Genomic DNA, 18465 nt, shown 5'->3' on the forward strand with positions numbered 1-18465 from the left:
CGGTGAGCTCGCCAGGAAGGCCGCCGCCGATCCGGACTCGCCCGAAGGCCCGAACCGGCTGCAGACCTTCACCGACCACCTGGAGGGGCGGTGCTACCCAAACGGCACTGCAGAACCTCACGGATGCCTGGATCCGCTACGCCTCCCGCTGAGAGCCTTCAGCTTTGCCCGCACACGCTTGATCTCCGCCTTGCCGCCCGTGCCGGCCCATCTGACCGCCCGGTGAGGTCCGGCCGACGGGTTCGCGTGTTCGTGCTGCACCCTTCAGGCGTCGAAGCGGTGGCGGGAGGCCTCGATGTGACCGAGGTACCGGTGGGTCCAGTCGCACAGTCCGTCGATCGTCACCCGCAGGGCCTGGCCCGGTTCGGTGAGGGTGTACTCGACCCGCGGCGGCACGACGGGGTGCACCATCCGGTCGACCAGACCGTAGCGCTCCAGCATGCGCAGGTTCTGGGTGAGCATCTTGTGGCTGATGCCCTCGATCTCGTTCCGCAGCTCGCCGAAGCGCAGGGTGTGTTCCCCCAGGGCCTCGATGATCAGGAGCGCCCACTTGTTGGCGACGTCCGAGAAGATCTCCCGCGCCAGAGAGTCCGCGCGCCTCAGGTCCGCTTCGTCGGGCGAGCCTGTGAACTGCTTGGTCACCATCAGGTTCCCCAGTCACCGAAAAGTGCGTTCTTCCATGTCAGCGGACACTCTCCTACGGTTCCTGAGTAACCACAAGAGAGCGAACGCGTCGTGGCTTGATGGAAGCAAGCTCTCGGGCGCTCATAGCAATGGAGGCAGGCAGCATGGCCATCACCCTGGTGAACCCCAGCGGATTGCCGAAGACCGACGTCTACCGGCAGGTGTCGATCGCGACCGGATCGAAGCTGGTCTTCATCGCCGGCCAGGTCGCCTGGCGCGCCGATGGTGTCACGGTCGGCGAAGGTGACCTCGCCGCCCAGGTCGAGCAGTGCTACCACAACATCGGCACCGCTCTGGCCGAGATCGGCGCCTCCTTCTACGACGTGGCGAAACTGACCGTCTACGTCGTCGACTGGACCCCCGACAAGATGCCCCTGCTAATGGAGGGGGCCACCCGGGCGACCGCCGAGTTGGGCGTCACCCCGGTCCCGCCGGCCACGCTGATCGGCGTCGCGGCACTGGACGTACCAGAGCACCTGGTCGAGATCGAAGCCACCGCTGTCATCGACTGAGCAGGTGCTCTTCGCTCCGGGACTTACGCCCCCGCCATCGTGAACCCCAACATCTGGCTGCGCACGTGGGACGAAGACCGTTGGCTTCGTTCACCATCAGGGGTCGACGACTCCGAGCAGCAGCTGGCGATCCGGGGCCGACGTTCGCTTCCTCTTCGGGCCACAACTTGAGGTAGCCGGCGCGGGAGACGACGACGGCGGGGTGGAGTTGTCGCTTCTCCAGCTCACTTCCGTCAAGCACGCGGCGTAATCAGGCGACCTCGTCCAGCAGGTGGGGGCCGTGGTTGCGGACGTTGTTCACGGCCGTGGAGACGGGCCGGGCGTTGAGCAGGGCGCGAAGGTAGTCGGTGTTCCGGTGATGCGGGTCGAGCCAGGTGTCGTAGTGGCCCTGGGTGAGGGCGAGCGGCATGCGGGGGGTGTACCGGCCACTATCCGAGGGTGTGGGGGCGGTGAGCATGGCGGAAGCCCCGCCGACCACCGGGTCAGCGGGCCTCATGCTTGGTAGGCGTCAGGGGGTACGTCGCAGTGGGTTGACGTCAGGGACGGTGGACAGCGCCTGGCCCAGTGCCAGCACGCTCAGGCCGAACATCAGGACGCCCAGGGGGACATGGAGCGACGGCATATGTGCGATGCCGAGTACCACCTGCACCGAGGCGAGTACGAGGAACCCGGACGAGTACAGGATGGGGCGGGGAAGCCCGCCGCCTGGCCGCCACGCCAGGATCGCGGCGAGCACGTACAACATCGACGCGCCGTACATCACGCGCGATCCGACGTCGTGCAGGGTCGCGCCGAGGGACGAGGACAGCAGCATTCCGGCGGTCACCGCCTGGAAGAACAGGGCCAAGGTCTGCGAGGCGATCGCGACGCGCAGGAATGTGAATCTGCGCGGTGTTGTCGTCGTCTGTACGGCCATGACGCGGCCCCCTCTTCTGCCTCGCGGCGGTGGATCGGTAGTCTCTCGGCAGTCCGACGACGCGGGCCCGCGAAATGTGAGGTGAAGCGTCAACCGCACAGTCCGGTGCGGTGATTCGCCGTGGCAGCGAGAGCGGACGCGGATGAGGAGAACCAAGGAGCGGCCGCGACCATGAATACACCGCCCGAGCTGGCCCGCGACCGGTCCGAGCCGGGCCTGAGCGCGATCGTCAGCGAGTGGCGCCAGCTGCTCAACCTTGCCTACCGGCTGCTCGGTTCGCTGGCCGAGGCCGAGGACGCGGTCCAAGAGACCTACACCCGCTGGTACGCCATGACACGGCAGCAGCAGGAGGCCATCGAGTCGCCCGACGCATGGCTGACGACGGTGACCAGCCGCGTCTGTCTCGACGTGCTCGGCTCAGCGCGGGCCCGACGCGAGCGCTACGTCGGCACCTGGATACCCGAGCCGCTGCCCGACCGCACGGAGTGGATCAGCGGGCGGACGAGGGGTGGCAGGGCCGACCCCGCCGACCGGATCACCCTGGACGAGTCGGTGAACATGGCCTTCCTCGTCGTACTGGAATCGATGACGCCGGCCGAACGCGTGGCGTTCATCCTGCACGACGTCTTCCGCTACTCCTTCGCCGAGATCGCCGAGATCGTCGGCCGGACGCCCGCGGCCTGCCGGCAACTGGCGTCCTCAGCACGTCGGCGCCTCCGCGCCACACAGGTCCCAGCGGCTCCGGCAGCCGGGCAGGCCAGTCTGGTACGGCACTTCAAGGAGGCGTGGGAGGCCAGGGACATCGGAGCCCTCGTCAGCCTCCTCGACCCCGACGCCACAATGAACGCCGACGGCGGCGGCCAGGTCGGCACCGTCCTGCGCCCGGTCGAAGGCAGCGAACGCATCGCCCAGTACCTGATCCACATCGCCGACAAGGCACCTGGACTGACGCTTCTTGAGCGGACCGTCAACGGCCGACCCGGCCTGGTCGCCCAGCACACCGGCGTCACCGTGACCGTGGCTGCGTTCGACCTTGCCGGAGACCGCATCACCCGCATCTGGGCAGTCCGCAACCCGGAGAAGCTCCGCGCATGGACCCAGAGCGAACAGACCTGATCCGGCGCCAGGTCCCCGAACGGCACCGCTGGACGGTTCGAGAGCCCTCCGCGCCGACGTCCAGCCACAGGCCAGCGCCGGGCGGATGAGGAATCACGGCGAGCAGGTCCGGGGAACCCCCCAAGCGCAGGTGGGGGAATTCAAAAGGCGATCGGGTTGTCGCTGATCTCCCCGCCTGCCGAAGCCCCTTCACCGGTGAGTGGTTCCGCCCGGATCAGTCGGCCGTCGATGAGCCAGAAGTCGTTGCCTGGCAGCGCGATGCCCGAAGCCTGGCGCCGTGGCAGCCACCGGACATGTTCGCCGGCCGCGACGTTCGTGAATGTGCCGGAGCGTTCGAAGCGGATGTACTCGCTGACGGGCTCAGAGACGATGCGCGCCCCGGCGGAACCGCGACGCCACACTCGACGGTCTCCGAGATGAGGTCGAGCCACGGCCGCCACCAGGATGATCGGTCAGCAGGGTCGAGCCGGTGACCGGCCCTCCACTGGGCGAACGCGCCCTTCTCGTTGTCGACTGCGTAAGAGTCGCGCATTTCGAGGTGTACGGCCGATTGGCTAACTGAGCCCAGGAGTTCAGCGAACGTGGGAACGCTCGATGGCATCGCACGCCTCCCTGATCACCGGCACCATCCTGGCGGGGATAACGGACAACTGCCTCAGTGTCCGGGATTCCCTTGGCGTGGCCAGGGACCTCTGTGGCCGCGCACTGCGCTTCGAGTTCCGCGCACGGCTGCCTGTGTTGGGGTCGATGCCGATCAACCGTAATGCCATGATCGCCCTCATCGCCGTTCGTGTGCATGGTTGTGCACAACTGTCAGTTTCGGGCAGTGACTTGGCCAAGGGTACGGAATGGCCGGGGCAGCGGAAACGCCTGTCAGGGAACATTGCTGCACATCGCTGGAATGCGTGCACTCGTCTCCCTACCGTCTTCCTCATGACAACAGGAACCCGCCCCTCGGGGGCCGAAGCGGGATGGCCCGGCACCTGGTGTCACTGGCACAAGAGGCCGCCCCTGACCGCCGTCCGCATCGACACCCTCGAGCAGACGTCCGGCTCGGGCTACGGCCAGTACGCGTGCGCTCCCTGCCGGGAGCAGCACTGTCTCGTGCCCGCCACGAAGCCTGCGGCTCCACTCGCAGGGCACGAGTCATGAGGGGCGAGGGGGTCGCGACCGCCCGGCCTGCGGGACTCCGTATCTGCTGGGCCCCTAACTCCGACGCGCCGGCGAGGTGTTGCACCATCGACGACCCGAACCACGACGGCGACCACCACCACGAACATTCGGGCGACTCATGGCCCCGGCAGTCGGGCAGCAAAGGGTGACCTCGCCCACTCCCGCCAATCCGAGTGTGCCGTATCGGTTCGTCACGCGACAGGTGTCGTGCACGGAGGTTGCTTGAACTCGCCCCACTGGGCGAGCTCCGTCAACTTCAGTACCTGCAAGCCCTGTTGGTGGACGAGGACGCCAAGGTCCGCGACTGGGCCGGACGGGTTCGTTAGACACGCGAAGAGTTTCCTTACATAATCCTTAGGCATGGGAAAGACTTACGAACGCATCGATGGCCGGCTGCGCACCTTCATAGAGCAGCAGCCCATATTCTTCACTGCGACCGCCCCGCTGGTCGGCGACGGCACGGTCAACCTCTCCCCCAAGGGCCTCAAGGGTTCCTTCGCGGTGCTCGACGAGGAGCGGGTCGCCTATCTCGACTTCGCCGGCAGCACTGCCGAGACCATCGCGCACCTGCGGGAGAACGGCCGGATCACGGTGATGTGGTGCGCCTTCCAGGGGCCGCCCAACATCGTTCGGGTGCACGGCCGGGGCGAGCCCGTCTTCCGTGACGACCCGCGCTTCAAGGAACTGCTCGCGCACTTCCCGGGCATCGACCCGGCCCTGCACGGGCTGCGCGCGATCATCGTGGTGACGGCCGAACTCGTCCGTGACTCCTGCGGATACGGGGTGCCCTTCATGTCGTACGACGAAGATCGCGACCTGCACGGTAAGCGCTTCTCGCGTGAGGACGATGCCTCGCTGAGCGCGTACTTCACCAAGAAGGACCACATCGCACAGAGCATCGACGGCCTGCCCGGGCTGCCTCTTCCGCTGCCGCCCAGTAACTTCTGAGCAACCGTCCCTCTCCCTTCGGGGGTTGCGCCGTCGCCGTCGTACCTGCCGGTGTCGCGCTCTCTGCCGTCCTGTTCGCCCTGCCCCCGGACGGCAGCGGTCCGCCGCTGCCGGACTGGCTGGCCGACACCGGCGGGGGCAGTCAGCTGATCACCGCCGTCGCGCCCCGCACCGGCGCCACGACGGGGACGCCGACCTGGTGGGACCGGCGGGGCGGCTGGTGGATCGCGGCCGGCAGCGCGCCCGCCCGGTTCGAGGCGAAGGGTCTTGTGTCGAGGGCGGCAAGCGCAGACAGGGCACCGACACCACCCCCACCGGTCTGTACGACCTCCTCTACGGCTTCGGAATACGGGCTTCAGAACAGCTGAGAGCGGAGACGCGGCCGGGAAAGCCGGGTGACCTCCGTTCTTGGTTTCACCGGGATCGGCGTGGGGTGCTGGTGTGCGTAACTGGCCGGTACCTGCCGCGCCTCACCAGCGGGCGACCGCCCAGGCCAGCGCATAGCCCGCGCTGTTGAGGGCGAAGTGCAGCGCGACCGGTGGGACAAGGCTGCCGGAACGGCGGCGTAGTTCGCAGAAGAACACGCCGGCGAGGGCGGTGCCGACCACCGTTCCCGTCACGGACAGGGCGACCCCGGTCGGACCCGTGCCGAAGATCGCCTCGGCAGCCGCGTTCGCGCGCGTGAGCCCCCGTGCCGGCTCCACGTGCCAGAGTCCGAAGAGCACCGAGGACACGGCGGTGGCCCAGATGTGTCCCCGCCGCCGCTCGACCATGGCCCACAGCACTCCCCGGAACGCGACCTCCTCGAGCAGCACGGTGCCGAGGGGCACACGGACCAGGACGCGGAACACCAGTTGCTGCGGGGTGAGCCCCGCGGCGCGTTCGTCCAGGAAGGCCTCCCGGGTGAACGGCACGGCCAGACCCAGCAGATAGACCACCATGACGGCACCGACCAGGACCAGTCCCCAACGCAGTCCCCGACGGGCGCAGCGAGCCCCGAGGCCAACGTCCGCCCAGCTGAGGCCATCCCACCGGGCGATCAGCAGGAGAACGGCGGACGTGGCGGCGCAGAGGGGGACGTACCAGTCGGCTTCGAGCCGATTGCCCCACACCTGCACGGCAGCGAGAACCGCGACAACCAGAGTGATCCGCATCGTCGTACCAGGATGGCCGAAAACGTAGCGGTCTCCCGCGCAACGCGCGGCAAGCGATCACGGTGCGAACGCCGGTCAGCCAGCCATCCGTCAGGGCATGCGGCCTGACGTCCGTCCAGGAACCGCACCTGCCAAGCGGGGGCCCCTCCGGCGGCGCCCCCGCCGCCGAGGTGTCCCGGCCTGTACTGAAGCGGGTCGCCTTCTGCCCGCCGAGCGGCCGTCGCGATTCCGGGCATCACCGGGGCCTGGTCGGCCCCGAAGGATTCCGCGCCCCTTACGGTCTCGCCGTTGAGCTTGTCGGCGTTCTCGACGAGCTGACCGAGATGCTCGCGGCCAACGAGTCCGTCACCCGTCCAGTGCCGTCTCAAGCACAGGAACGCGCGGTCGCGCAGCCATCCCCGCCCTGCGGAAGGGGGACGGCGAGCGTTCAGCAGCTTGGTCACCGTTGATTTCGTTAAGGCCCTGACACTTCCTACCCCCTGACACACCGTCGATAGTTCGCCGCCTCAGGTACTCGCCACCTCCTTCGGCGCGACTGACCCAGACGCTCGGGCGCCGACCATCCAGCAGGCCGCGGTAAAACGGACTTCCGCGCCATCCACATAAGGATCAAACGCGGCGCGGACCGTTTCGATGACCTGCGCGCGGGTCCGCTCATCCGCCACCTCGTGCAGGACCAGGCCCAGCGGACCGAGCCGGGTGAAGTAACGGACCAGCTCTCTCTCGGGCAGGGTGCAGGCCACATCGATCGGCCGGATGTCAACCCCGGCCCAGCCGCTCTCCTCCAGAATGCGGTGGACCCGGTCCGGGTCCGCGAAGGCGAACTGCCCCGGCGCGTCCGGCCGACGGGCGGGGAGGTTCGGCAGGAACGGCGACGCGGAGCGTTCGGCCGTCGTCATGAACGGATTCTCCGCAGCGCTGCGCCAAGCGACGAACCGGAGCGCGGCGTCGCCCCTGGCGGCACGCCGCAGGTTCGCAAAGGCCCGGACGAAGTCGTTGAAGAACATGACGCCGAAGCGCGAAATGATCGTGTTGAAGGCGGCGGGCTCGAACACGTGATCCTGCGCGTCGGCGCGGATGAAGTAAGCCTGCGTGCCCTCCCGCTCGGCCCGTGCCTGGGCGGCGTCGATCATTGGCTCGGAGATGTCGATGCCGACACAACGGCCTTTCGCGCCGAGCCGCCCCGCGACGGCGACCGTTGTGCTGCCCGTACCGCAGCCGACATCAAGCACTTGGCTTCCGTGTTCGGCGGAGACCGCTTCGACGAGTAGGTCTTCGAAGGGCTTGAGCATCTCGTCCAGCACCGCCTGAGCCTCGACCCAGGCGTGGCCGACGGGGCCGTTCCAACGTGCCGACTGTTCGTCATCGGTCTTGCGCGTGCCGTCCATGATCGTCTCCTGAGAAGGCCTCTACGAGGCGGAGATGACGCTGTCCTACTTGATGTGACTTGAGGTCAAGAGGATGACAGAGCTGGACATCGCCGAGGTGGCGCAGCGCGCCGACGATCGCAGATCGACGCTGCGGTTCTATCAGGACAAGAGGTTGATCACCTCGATCGGCAGGCGAGGCATGCGCCGCCGTCAGTTCGATCCCGGCGTGCCGCAACGGCTGGCACTGCCCATTCCCAGCGGGTGGTCCCTGGAGCCAGTCGCCTGTCGGTGTGGCGGCTACCGAACCACGCCTGTGTCAGCCGCACCAATAGACTCCACGCCCCGTGGTGAACTCGCTCAGCGCAGTGTCTGCTCCGTCCACACCGTCTTACCCTCTCGCGTATAGCGGGTGCCCCATCGCTCGGTGAACTGGGCCACCAGGAAGAGGCCGCGCCCCCCCTCGTCAGTGATGCGAGCCCGGCGCAAATGGGGGGAAGTGCTGCTCGTGTCGGAAACCTCGCAAATCAGGCTCTCGTCATGGATGAGCCGCACGAACACTGTTCCGCCGGCGTACCGGTAGGCGTTGGTGACCAGCTCACTCACGACCAGCTCGGTGGTGAACGTCAGTTCTCCCATCCCCCACTCCGTCAGCTTGGCCGTGGTCAGCGCCCTCGCCCGGGCGGCCGCGGTGGGGTCGGCGGGCAGCTCCCAGGACGCGACCTTCTCGGGTGGCAGTACACGGGTTCGGGCAATGAGAAGCGCGACGTCATCGGTGGGGCGGCCGGTCAGCACCGACTCCAACACCGCTTGGCACGTCTGCTCCAATGGCTGCGCGGGGAGAGTGAGCGTTGCGAGCAGGCGAGCCAGTGGTACGTCGATGTCACCGTGCCGCGTCTGGATGAGCCCGTTGGTGTAGAGAGCGAGCAGGCTTCCCTCGGCGAGTTCCAACTCGTAGATCTCGAACGGCAGTCCGCCGAGACCGAGCGGCGGGCCGACAGGCACGTCGAGCAGGCTCACCCGTCCCTCCGGGGTCGCCACCGCCAGCGGGAGATGGCCGGCACTCGCCACGGCACAGCGCCGGGAGATCGGGTCGTACACCGCGTACAGGCAGGTCGCGCCGACGACCTGCTCGGTCGGCCGCAGGTCGCCGTTGACGGCTTCCTGCTCTGCTGCCAGGAGGTTGACCAGGTCGTCCAGGCGGGAGAGGACCTCAACCGGTTCGAGGTCGAGGCTGGCCAGAGTGTGTACGGCAGTGCGCAGCCGGCCCATCGTGGCCGCAGCGTGGATGCCGTGGCCAACGACGTCGCCCACGACGAGTGCGACCCGGGTCCCGGAGAGGGGGATGACGTCGAACCAGTCCCCTCCGAGGCCGGAAGCGGCACTGGCCGGCAGGTAGCGGTGGGCGACCTCAATGGCGGGGTGTTCGGGTACGTCACGCGGAAGGAGGCTGCGTTGCAGCGTGAGCGCGGCCTGTTGCTGCTGGGTGTAGCGGCGGGCGTTGTCGATGGTGACGGCGGCGCGGGAGGCGAACTCCTGCGCCAGCATGAGGTCGTCCTCCTCGAACGGTTCCGGGCGCCGCGACCGCCACAGGCTGACCACCCCCAGCACCAGGCCACGTGCCGCGAGCGGTACCACCATGAGCGAGTGGACGTCCAGGTCGACGGCGCCGTCGGCGACGCGTGGAAGTTCCATCGAGTACCAAGCGGAGGAGATGCCGGCAGCCGGTTCGAGCACCGGTCGCCGCTCGGCCAGGCACCTGGCTTGCGGGGCCTCAGGACGGAGAGGGATCGATGCGCCGACCGGATGCATCGTCTGCGCTTCTCGAACCGACACGCTTCGTACGGCCATCCGGGAAACCGGCCCCGTCGTCTCCTGCGGCGGGTCCTCGCCACGGGGCACCGGCTCCAGTAGGTCCACCGACACGTGATCGGCGAGGTCGGGCACGGCCACGTCGGCCAGTTCGCGGGCAGTCTGCCCCACGTCGAGCGTCGTCCCGATGCGAGCACTGGCTTCGTTGAGCAGGGCGAGCCGACGCCGGGCCCGGTGGCGGTCGGTGACGTCCTCGACCAGCTCGGTGACCCCGATGACCCGGCCGGTGGAATCCTCCATCCGAAACGACGAGGCGGACACCACCAGCTCGCGGTGGGGATCCCGCCGCAGTCGGGAGGACTGTTCGGTGAAGATCGCGGGCCGTCCTGTCTCCAGGACCCGGCGCAACCGGGTCTCCACCACCTCGGCGTCCTCGCTGACCAGCAGCTCGCCGCTGCCGAGTCCCACATGCCGCTCGGTCGGGAGTCCACTCAACCGTGCGATCGCCCGGTTGACCCGTACCATCCTCAGATCCGGGCTGTGGACCACAAGACCGATCGGTGACCGGCGGAACATCCCGTCCAGGAGCGCACAGTCCAGCTCCCATGCAGTGACCTCCGCCGCGGGCGCGCCGACCAAGAACCATTCCTGGACCGAGTCGGCCCTCGTGACCACGCTCGCCCTGATTCCCAGTTCCACCCGGTGCCCAGCGCGATGCCGGAGGGGCAGTACCCCGAACCAGCCCTGTCCCCTCGCGCACTCCGCCGCGACGTCACTGGCCGCAGGCCGGTCGCTGGAGTCGACCAGGAGCTCGAGCGCCGTCCGGCCGATGGCCTCCCCGCCCGGAAAACCGAGCAACTGCTCGGCCCGCTCGCTCCAGCCGACCACCGTCCCGCGGTTGTCCAGCACCACTGACGCCGCCCGGCGCAGAGCGAACGGGTCTTCCGTACTCTCGCTGAACATCGTCACGGGCGCGCCCACCGCCATAGCCCTCGTGGTCGGATTGCCGGTCTCGCACCCCCGCAGGGCCTTTCCGCCCGCCTTCGGGGGGTGATGCAGGTCTGTGGACATGATCGGTCACTCACGTTCTGAAATGTTCGACGCCACGCGGCTGGGACTCGAATCGACGAGGGCACGCGGCCACGTCGCGTGGCCGCTGCTTGGCACGGCCCCGCCGCAGGCCTTCTGCTGGCTCCGGGTAGGTGCCAGGCCTCCCCTTCGTCGCATCGGGCGTCAGGCTCCGGCGGTCTTTGAGAAGTGCCTTGCAGAACGCCGAGGTTCTGCCAGCGAGGGCCTGGCATGACCCTGGACTTTGCTGACGGGCGGCAGGGAAGGGCTGCTCCGATCCGCTAGGGAACTCGTGCTGACGGAGTCGCCTCCGGGGTCCCCATGGGGAAGTGCTTGAACTTCCCCATGGGGAATATCGTGAACGTCCACACGTAGTAAGGATCAGGGGCAAGGCCGTCGAGTCCCTGGACTTCGGCGGGTACGAGCCGGTACCTGAAGTGCAGGGCCTGACCGATACGTAGTGACGAGGCAGGAACTCGCTCATCGCCCTCTACCCCGGCGAGGCCCTCGGCCTTGACGTACCTCAATGCCTTGAAGCTCATGTGTACGGCGGCCTCGACGAGTGGGGCCTCCACGGCGGCTGACCGCTCGCCGACGCCGCCGGATCTGCGCGCCCAGTCGGCCGGACCGCCAACTACCGCGCTCAAGCAGAATCGTTGTGACTGAGCGCTGTACCTGGCCGCTGAGCGCGATAGTTCGCCGGTCAGAGCGTTCTAGTTGACCTACGGCTGGCTCGCTCGGCAGTGCTCGGAAGCGGATCGGTCCGTCCCGTTGGAAGTAGTCGTCATGGGCTGGATCGTGCACACCGGCCCGGCTGTCAGTCGGCCTGAGCTGGGCCTTAGCCTCGGCGGATGATTCCTGCGCGGCCTCCGAAGGTCATCACGCGCCACCGCGACGGGTGGATCTATGCCTACGTGATGGACTCCAGCACTTTCGGGACGCTGGAGCCTGCCGCGGTGTTCCAGCCGTGTGCCGGCGACGAGGTCGTGGCGTCGGCGGTCCGGCCCGATCTGGAGCGGGTCGTATATACGACGCTGAACGGGGTCGTCTGCCTCACGCGCGCCGGTGACCTGGTGTGGGCATCGGCCTTCGAGCCGCACTCCGACATGCGCCATGGCCACCGCCCCGGCTGTGCGCTCTCCCTGGACGGCCGGACTTTGCGGGTCTACCGGCCGGACGCCATGGCGGGACGCGGGGGCGGAGACCAGTGGGTCGTGTACGACGCCTATAGCGGGGTCGTCCTCGCCTGCCGGGAGCTGGAGACGGTCGGGCACGGCGCCCGCCACCACGTGCACCCCGTGGACGGCAGCATCTACCTCGACATCGGTGAAGGTCAGGACGGCTCCGTGATTCTCCGGGGTATGGCCGAGGCCGACGGCGAGCCGGAGTTCGTGACGTACCCGTGGTGGGACCGCTGCCTGATCGACCTGGCGCCGGGCGGGCAGCAGTTCATGACCGTCGACCACGGGCAGGCAGACGTCGCCTTCCACCGCCACCCCAGCGGGGACGTGCTCTTCACTCTCCCTGTCGAGGCCTTCGGGTACGACCCGCAGGAGACCTTCGTGGAATGGAGCGGCGGCTACCTGACCCCGGACACGGCCGTCGTCACCCTGGGCGGCGAGAGCCAGGACGAGGAGGAGTGGTTCCGCTACCACCTGATCGACGTGCGCACGGGCACGGTCAGCGGCGAGATCGCCGTCGAGGTCGCCAGCCCGTACGAACTAGAGCCCCTGGGCGACGGCTCCTGGCTCACCGACGGCCCCGACGGCAACCCCGTCCGCTGGTCCCGCGCTCCGCTGCCGTCCGCACCGCCGCCACCGGCAGGTTGACGGGCGGTCACCGGCCGGGGACCGCGTAGGGCCGACACGATCCAGCTAAGGAATCGGGGTTCCCGCAGCGGCCTCCGCGAGTTCTTTGGGATCCGATGTCATTCGGACGGACACCCTCCCGCAGTGCGGAAGTGAGCGTTCAGTTGGCCAGACGGGCCATCTACAGGCCTCGTCAAGCCGTGCACAGGAGCAGACCTCACCCACCTGTACCTACGGCGCGCCAAGTACTTGGAAAGCAGCGAGCTCACCGCCCTCCTCACCCAGGAACAGCGCAAGCTCCAAGGGACTCACCCCGTACGCCGACGCCCACATCAACTGCGAACCCCTTCGCGCCGACGACGACCAGACCTTCGCGCACACAAGCGCCAACGAAATCGGCGACGTCACCCTGCTCGCCACCATCACCGACCACACCCAGGGCATCGCCACACCCGCGATGCACGACATTCACGTCGACAACATCCTCAGCTCCACGCTTGACGAACCAGGTGCCTTCGCCCGGCGCATCACGCGAATGCGCTCCTACCTCGGTGCAAACACCGGAGCGTTTCGCACAGGAGACACCGTCCACGTCTCCGGCAAGCTCGTCCACCTGCGCACAGGAGACCACGACACCTTCGGCGTCGAACTCACCCCCTGGAACGTCAGCAAGTCCTACATCGCCAGCCTCGCCCCATAGCCAGCGCTCGGTGTGGCTTGAGGCGAAGCCAAGAAGAAGGGCCTCCACCTTGGGTGGAGGCCCTTCTTGCGCTGCTTCCAGGGCATCGCGACCACTAGGAGGCACGCGGAGGGAGTCCGAGCTCGCGGCGAGCTCGCGGCGTGTCCGTGTATACGTGCCACTCGGCTACCAGCGTGCCCGTGATGCGGGCGGTCCACACCGCCGGGCCCGCCAGCTCCGGCTGTGAGCACACGGAGTATCCGGATACCGCGACGACGTCGTCCTGTGCGGTTAGGTCGGTGAAGACGTTGCGGTAGTCCGGGAAGGCCGCGAAGAAACCGCGCCACGCCTGGAGGCACGCCAGCCTCCCGCGGACGGTTCCACCCTCGGTGTCGATGAGGGTGTGGTCCTCGGACATCAGCGCTGCCAATCCCGCGAGGTCCTGGCTGTTGATCGCAGCGTTGAAGTGGCTGACGACATCCACCGGATCCATGCCCGCCCCACATCCCTTCCCGCGTTCGGCTCGACGGACCAGGGTGATGCGCCCCCCCATCCTTCTTTGTAGCGGTCGGGCCCGTGCGGGCCGTGCACCGCCACACGCCACGTCGCTCAGCTTCGCCGTGCGATCAGCAGCGTCGCCTGCTCAAGAGCGGCGCAATCTCCTCGGCCCGGGTAAACCCCTCGGGCAGCGATTCGGGCACGCCCCAGATAGCTTTGAGCCGGCGCAGAGGCGCAGGACCTCTGCCGCTACCACGCGAGTTTCCACGCGGGCGAGCAGTACATCCGCACTGCTGGCCACCCTGGCCGCCGACTCCATCGCCCTGCACCACCTCGAGGAGCGCCACACCGACACGATGCCGAACAGCTTGCCGCCCGCTTCCTCCATCGACGAACGCGAACGAAGCGCGGAAATCGCATGGTCCTCCTGAAAAAGCGGCGCCCGGAATGGCAGCGCACGCAGCTGAGCTCGATGCTCCCGGCTTGGCGCGACGTCGGGGGCCCTGGCGGGCTGTCAGGAGGTCACGCAGGGGTTTTGACGCCGTGGCTGGAGATTTGTGGCTCCTGGGATGACACGCGCTGAATGTGACTGATCGCTTCGGTTGGCCCTTTAGCGCTGTGGTTGGCCCGGCGGAGCATCATGGTTGGCCTGCAGGGCGGAGAAGGCGTGGTTGACCTGGGGTTTCCGGACTTGGGCGGGGCGTTGGCGGCCATCCGGGCTCCGGTCGAGCACGGCTTCGCCTTTCTGAAGAACCGGCGGGTCGCCGGCAAGGCCCGCACCGTCCCGAAGTGAGCAACCGCCCTCTTCACGATGCACAGTACTCAAAGGGCACACTCGGGACGCGGCAGGTGGCTGGTGATCGCGCAGCGGGTCCCGTTTTGACCTTGACACGGTGACAGGGCCTTCAATGCTTGCCAAGGAGGTGGTCTCGATGACGATCACGAGACAGGACACGGATGCGATACGAGCGCTCCAGGGGTTGGAGGACGGCCGTTCGTCCGTGCGACTGCGGGCTGCTCTGGCGGCCGGCTCGACACCCGACCCGCGCTTCGTCGACAAGCTCATCGAACGATGCGCGATCGAGCCCGAGTTCTTCGTCCGCGACATGCTGACCTGGGCGCTCACCCGCCACCCGGTGTCCATGACGCTGCCCGAGCTGGTCCGTGAAGTCCGCTCGGAGCGTGCGCAGGCTCGGAGCCAGGCGCTGCATACGCTGTCCAAGATCGGGCACCGGCAGGCGTGGCCGGCGATCACGCGGACGCTGTTGTCCGACGCCGACGACGAAGTGGCGCGGAGCGCCTGGCGGGCCGCGGTCGTGCTCGTGCCGGAAGGCGAGGAATCCGCCTTGGCCGCGGTGCTGGCGACACAGCTCGGGCGCGGTGAGCGGGAAACGCAGCTGAGTCTCAGCCGGGCACTGGTCGCGCTGGGTGAAGTAGTTGTGCCGGCTCTGCGTGCTGCGACAACGACCCCTGACCCGCGCGTGCGCGTGCACGCGCTCGCCACACAACGGCTGCTGCGCGACCCGGACGCCGGATTCGAGTTCGCGATCGAGGAGGCCAAGCGCTTCGTGGCCCTCGGCGGGTGTGGACAGGAGGGACGATAGGACGTGTTGATCGGTGAGGTGGCGAGACGGTCCGGGGTCAGTGCCCGCATGCTCCGGCATTACGAATCGCTCGGCCTGGTACAGCCTTCGGGCCGTACGGGCTCAGGTTATCGGGAGTACTCCGGCGAGGACATCCGGCGGATCTTCCATATCGAGAGCCTGCGGTCGCTGGGTCTGTCCCTGCGTGAGATCGGGCGCGCGCTCGACGATCCCGGCTTCACACCCTCGTTGCTCGTCGGCGACCTCATCCGTAAGACACGCGAACGTATCGCGGCCGAGACCGACCTGCTCACGCGGCTGCGCCGGATCGACGCCGCGGACCCTGCCGGATGGGAGGACGTCCTCCAGGTTGTTGCGCTCCTCCAGGCACTGGGGTCGAAGAGCGCCGACGCGCGCCAGCGCGCGGCCCTTTCCTCGGTCGACGAGGTTCCGGTGCCGGTGGAGGCCCTGGTCGAGGCGGCACTGAGCGAGACGGAGCCGAACGTCGCCGGAGCCCTTCGATGGGCGCTGGCGCGATCGGGCGACGGCGCCCCGGCACTGCTGGCGGAGGGCCTCGGCTCACCGGTGACCGCGGTACGGGAACGTGCCGTTCAGTCCCTCGCCGAGATGCCCGGTGATGAGGCCATCGCGCAGCTGCGGCACGCTCTCGCGAGCCCCGACGTCGCGGTCCGCGGGTATGCGGCTCTGGCTCTCGGGACACGTGGAGTGGCCGATGCGGTACCCACGCTCATCGACGTGATCGTGGAGGGAAGGAACGACACCGATGCAGCCGACGCACTGAGCGTACTGGCGAGCGACACCGCGACGGCGGATCAGATCGCGACCAGGCTCGTCGACCGCCTCGCCCACAACACCACTCAAGCGCCTGCACGCGGACGGCTGACCCAAGCACTGGCGGGCATCCCGGGAACGACTGCGTCACGTGCCCTCATGGAGCTGTCGCATGACGAGGACCGTGCCGTTGCGCTGACCGCGGTGTACCTTCTTCAGCTGCGCGACGCACGGTGACGGATCTCGCCTGGGGTACCGCGTACGAGGCCTGCGGGGCGGAGGGGGCCGGTCGTCATCCCAGCACGCCCTCACTAGAGTGCCGCACGGGCCGAGTGGTTCGAGGAGCGGCGGCTGGCGGCGGTGCTGGTGGCGTTGCACGGGCGGGACGGTGACGTTCCGCTGCTGGGGTCGACGACTGCCGGGCAGGTCACCGACAGCGCCCGAGCCGTGGAGTGGGCTCGCGCCGAGGAGGCGAAGCGGTACGGGCGGGATGTGGCTGCGAAGAGCGAGTTCACGTGGATCGAGCCGGCGCACCGGCAGGGCCGTGTCGAGTACGCCCGGGTCGCGCTCATCCGCATGCTGGACGGCACGGGCCCGGAGACGGACCGGCTCCGGGAGCGGAGCCGCGCGCTGGAGCGCATCGGCGACCACGCACAGGCGGCCCGAGCTCAGTTCAACCTCCCCTCGCTTCAGGACAGCCATGGGACTGGGCCTCGGAGGCGTACGTCCTCGCCCGCCTGGAGCGCCGCAAGGGCGACCTCGCAGCAGCGGGGCGGGCTGGAGCGGGCACGGACGGGCGCTGGAGCGGGCACGGACGGCGGTCGGCGCCGCGGGCACCACGCCGGACGGAGCAGTTTCCCAGTGGCACTGCCCGGGGCTCGGCCGGCTGATCACGGAGCAGCATCTGGAGCTGACGCTCGCCGCGGTCGAGGCGGGTGACGCGGAACTCGCGCGTGCGACGATGGCGCACGTCAGGCTCCTGCTGGACACGATCGGCAAGGAGTCGACGAAGGCGCTCAGCCGCCTGTCAACACGGGCGAAATGGGCGGTGGCTGGGCTTCGCTCGCCCGGCGCCTGACACCTGTGTACCGCCACGCCGGCGGGGCGGGTGCAGCCGTATTCCGCTGTCTTCTCGCCCGCCCCGCCGACGGCCGTGCACGGCTGTTGTCGCGTCGCGGCACCGTGCTGACCGACGCTTCGCCGACATCTCGGCCACCGCATACCGAGACCTGAGCGCCAGGCACGCTCCTGGATGGCGAGCTCGTCATCTGGCAGGAGGCCTGATCGCCTTCGACGGGCTTCAACACCGCATGAACCGCGGCATAGCCGCCGTGACAGGCAAGATCCGCGAGGCTCCCGCGCGCGTCGGCCTTCGGCCGGGGCCCGTGGCGGGATCAACTCCCCTTGTGCTGCTGCGTCGCCTGCTCGCGGAGGGCGTGGATGAGTGTCGTGACGTGGGGCCGGTCGCTACGGCTGATTGCGGCGACGCCGATGTGCCGGGTCGGGCCCGGCGACTTGATCGGGACGGTGCGTAGGCCAGGGATCTGCGGGGCGAGCGCAATAGAGGGGATCAGGGAGATTCCCATGCCTGCGGCGACGAGCGAGCGGGCGAAGAAGTAGTCGGTGGTGGTCCCGCGCATTTGCGGATCGAAGCCGGCGCGCTCGGCGTAGCGGCGCAGGTATGCCTCGGTCTTCAGGCAGCCGAGCACCCAGGGTTCGGTTGCCAGCTCGGCGAGGTCGAGCGCGTCGCGGTTGGCGAGTCGATGCCCTTGCGGCAGGACGACGTACAGGGGGTCTTCCAGGAGCGGCGTCCACTCCAGGTTGGAGCTGGGGCCCGGCCCAACGGGTAGCGGGCCGTCGAAGTGGTAGGCGAGGGCGAGGTCCACGGCGCCCTGGCGGACGAGCGGCAGGGTGTCCTCGGGTTCGCCTTCCCTGATGTGGAGCACGGTGCGGGGGTGGGCTGCAATGAGCCGGGTGAGAGCGGCGGGCAGCAGGAGCCTGCCGCCGCTGGTGAAGGTGGCGACGGTGAGTTGGGTACGGCCGGTGCTGAGCTGGGCGACCTGCTGTTGTGCGTGTTCGAGCTCTGCGGCGACGGATTCGGCGGCGCCGACCATGATCTGGCCGGCCGGTGTGAGGGTGACGCCGCGGGTGCTGCGGGCGACGACCTGGGCGCCGAGGCTGCGCTCCAGGGCGGCCACCTGCTGGGAGACGGCCGAGGGGGTGAGGCGGAGAGCTGTGGCCGCCTGGTTGAAGCTGCCGTGCTCCGCCACCGCTCGCAGGACGCGGAGCCGCTGCACATCGATCAACAGTTTTCCTTAATACGTATCCAGTAGGTCAGGACTTCTGCTGATGACG

At 68.5% G+C, this 18465-nt stretch carries 18 protein-coding genes and 2 pseudogenes; 10 read left to right on the forward strand and 10 right to left on the reverse strand.

All coding sequences use genetic code 11. From position 1 onward, the window contains the following. Positions 1-264 precede the first annotated feature (264 nt). A complete protein-coding gene (locus tag ACWIHY_RS26500) occupies positions 265-645 on the reverse strand; it encodes a winged helix-turn-helix transcriptional regulator (protein ID WP_454378183.1) in 381 nt (126 codons plus the stop codon). A 143-nt stretch (positions 646-788) separates the two neighbouring features. Between ACWIHY_RS26500 and ACWIHY_RS26505 the strand changes: the two genes are divergently transcribed. After that, a complete protein-coding gene (locus ACWIHY_RS26505; protein WP_454378184.1) occupies positions 789-1196 on the forward strand; it encodes a RidA family protein in 408 nt (135 codons plus the stop codon). Positions 1197-1446: 250 nt separating this feature from the next. On the opposite strand, the gene ACWIHY_RS26510 is transcribed toward ACWIHY_RS26505, so the two are convergent. Both ACWIHY_RS26510 and ACWIHY_RS26515 read right to left on the reverse strand, forming a co-directional pair. After that, on the reverse strand, positions 1447-1605 hold the full coding sequence (locus ACWIHY_RS26510; RefSeq protein ID WP_454378185.1) for a hypothetical protein: 159 nt from the start codon (positions 1603-1605) through the stop codon (positions 1447-1449). A gap of 99 nt (positions 1606-1704) precedes the next feature. Beyond that, positions 1705-2112 carry a hypothetical protein gene (locus ACWIHY_RS26515; RefSeq protein WP_454378186.1) on the reverse strand — a complete coding sequence of 136 codons (408 nt, stop codon included), beginning with the start codon at positions 2110-2112 and terminating at the stop codon, positions 1705-1707. Positions 2113-2283: 171 nt separating this feature from the next. Here ACWIHY_RS26515 and sigJ point away from each other — a divergent pair, with 171 nt between their 5' ends. Further along, positions 2284-3228, forward strand: coding sequence for an RNA polymerase sigma factor SigJ (gene sigJ / locus ACWIHY_RS26520; RefSeq protein WP_454378187.1), 945 nt, complete (start codon positions 2284-2286; stop codon positions 3226-3228). A 146-nt stretch (positions 3229-3374) separates the two neighbouring features. Here sigJ and ACWIHY_RS26525 read toward each other — a convergent pair. Further along, positions 3375-3829: pseudogene (locus ACWIHY_RS26525) on the reverse strand (DUF6879 family protein); the annotation flags it as partial. Positions 3830-4761: 932 nt separating this feature from the next. Between ACWIHY_RS26525 and ACWIHY_RS26530 the strand changes: the two are divergent. Further along, positions 4762-5349: a pyridoxamine 5'-phosphate oxidase family protein gene (locus ACWIHY_RS26530; RefSeq protein WP_326442250.1), complete on the forward strand. Its 588-nt coding sequence runs from the start codon at positions 4762-4764 to the stop codon at positions 5347-5349. Between the two features lie 71 nt (positions 5350-5420). Then, positions 5421-5707, forward strand: a pseudogene (locus tag ACWIHY_RS26535) (hypothetical protein); the annotation flags it as partial. Positions 5708-5819: 112 nt separating this feature from the next. Here ACWIHY_RS26535 and ACWIHY_RS26540 read toward each other — a convergent pair. From ACWIHY_RS26540 to ACWIHY_RS26555, 4 genes are all read right to left on the reverse strand, one after another. Beyond that, positions 5820-6503 carry a CPBP family intramembrane glutamic endopeptidase gene (locus tag ACWIHY_RS26540; protein WP_454378188.1) on the reverse strand — a complete coding sequence of 228 codons (684 nt, stop codon included), beginning with the start codon at positions 6501-6503 and terminating at the stop codon, positions 5820-5822. Between the two features lie 506 nt (positions 6504-7009). Continuing rightward, a complete protein-coding gene (locus tag ACWIHY_RS26545; protein WP_454378189.1) occupies positions 7010-7891 on the reverse strand; it encodes a class I SAM-dependent methyltransferase in 882 nt (293 codons plus the stop codon). A gap of 339 nt (positions 7892-8230) precedes the next feature. Then, positions 8231-10669 carry a SpoIIE family protein phosphatase gene (locus ACWIHY_RS26550; protein WP_454378230.1) on the reverse strand — a complete coding sequence of 813 codons (2439 nt, stop codon included), beginning with the start codon at positions 10667-10669 and terminating at the stop codon, positions 8231-8233. Positions 10670-11031: 362 nt separating this feature from the next. Continuing rightward, positions 11032-11397, reverse strand: a complete 366-nt coding sequence (locus ACWIHY_RS26555; RefSeq protein ID WP_454378190.1) for a hypothetical protein — start codon at positions 11395-11397, stop codon at positions 11032-11034. Positions 11398-11601: 204 nt separating this feature from the next. Between ACWIHY_RS26555 and ACWIHY_RS26560 the strand changes: the two genes are divergently transcribed. Together ACWIHY_RS26560 and ACWIHY_RS26565 are read left to right on the forward strand one after the other, a co-directional pair. Further along, the gene (locus ACWIHY_RS26560) at positions 11602-12579 is read left to right on the forward strand and encodes a hypothetical protein (protein WP_454378191.1); all 978 of its coding nucleotides are present in this window, start codon (positions 11602-11604) and stop codon (positions 12577-12579) included. A gap of 436 nt (positions 12580-13015) precedes the next feature. Further along, positions 13016-13258 (forward strand): hypothetical protein, encoded by a 243-nt coding sequence (locus ACWIHY_RS26565; RefSeq protein ID WP_454378192.1) that lies wholly within the window; start codon positions 13016-13018, stop codon positions 13256-13258. A 94-nt stretch (positions 13259-13352) separates the two neighbouring features. On the opposite strand, the gene ACWIHY_RS26570 is transcribed toward ACWIHY_RS26565, so the two are convergent. After that, positions 13353-13730: a nuclear transport factor 2 family protein gene (locus tag ACWIHY_RS26570; RefSeq protein WP_454378193.1), complete on the reverse strand. Its 378-nt coding sequence runs from the start codon at positions 13728-13730 to the stop codon at positions 13353-13355. A 645-nt stretch (positions 13731-14375) separates the two neighbouring features. Here ACWIHY_RS26570 and ACWIHY_RS26575 point away from each other — a divergent pair. The 4 genes from ACWIHY_RS26575 (at position 14376) to ACWIHY_RS26590 (ending at position 17188) form a co-directional block, all read left to right on the forward strand. Then, on the forward strand, positions 14376-14528 hold the full coding sequence (locus tag ACWIHY_RS26575) for a hypothetical protein (protein WP_454378194.1): 153 nt from the start codon (positions 14376-14378) through the stop codon (positions 14526-14528). A 139-nt stretch (positions 14529-14667) separates the two neighbouring features. Next, positions 14668-15339 (forward strand): HEAT repeat domain-containing protein, encoded by a 672-nt coding sequence (locus ACWIHY_RS26580; protein WP_454378195.1) that lies wholly within the window; start codon positions 14668-14670, stop codon positions 15337-15339. 3 nt (positions 15340-15342) lie between these two features. Beyond that, the gene (locus tag ACWIHY_RS26585; RefSeq protein WP_454378196.1) at positions 15343-16347 is read left to right on the forward strand and encodes a MerR family transcriptional regulator; all 1005 of its coding nucleotides are present in this window, start codon (positions 15343-15345) and stop codon (positions 16345-16347) included. A 463-nt stretch (positions 16348-16810) separates the two neighbouring features. Continuing rightward, complete coding sequence (locus ACWIHY_RS26590) at positions 16811-17188, forward strand: hypothetical protein (RefSeq protein ID WP_454378197.1); 378 nt, start codon at positions 16811-16813, stop codon at positions 17186-17188. Positions 17189-17504: 316 nt separating this feature from the next. On the opposite strand, the gene ACWIHY_RS26595 is transcribed toward ACWIHY_RS26590, so the two are convergent. Then, positions 17505-18416 carry a LysR family transcriptional regulator gene (locus tag ACWIHY_RS26595; protein WP_454378198.1) on the reverse strand — a complete coding sequence of 304 codons (912 nt, stop codon included), beginning with the start codon at positions 18414-18416 and terminating at the stop codon, positions 17505-17507. Positions 18417-18465 lie beyond the last annotated feature (49 nt).

Source organism: Streptomyces sp. NPDC055287 (assembly GCF_053646035.1).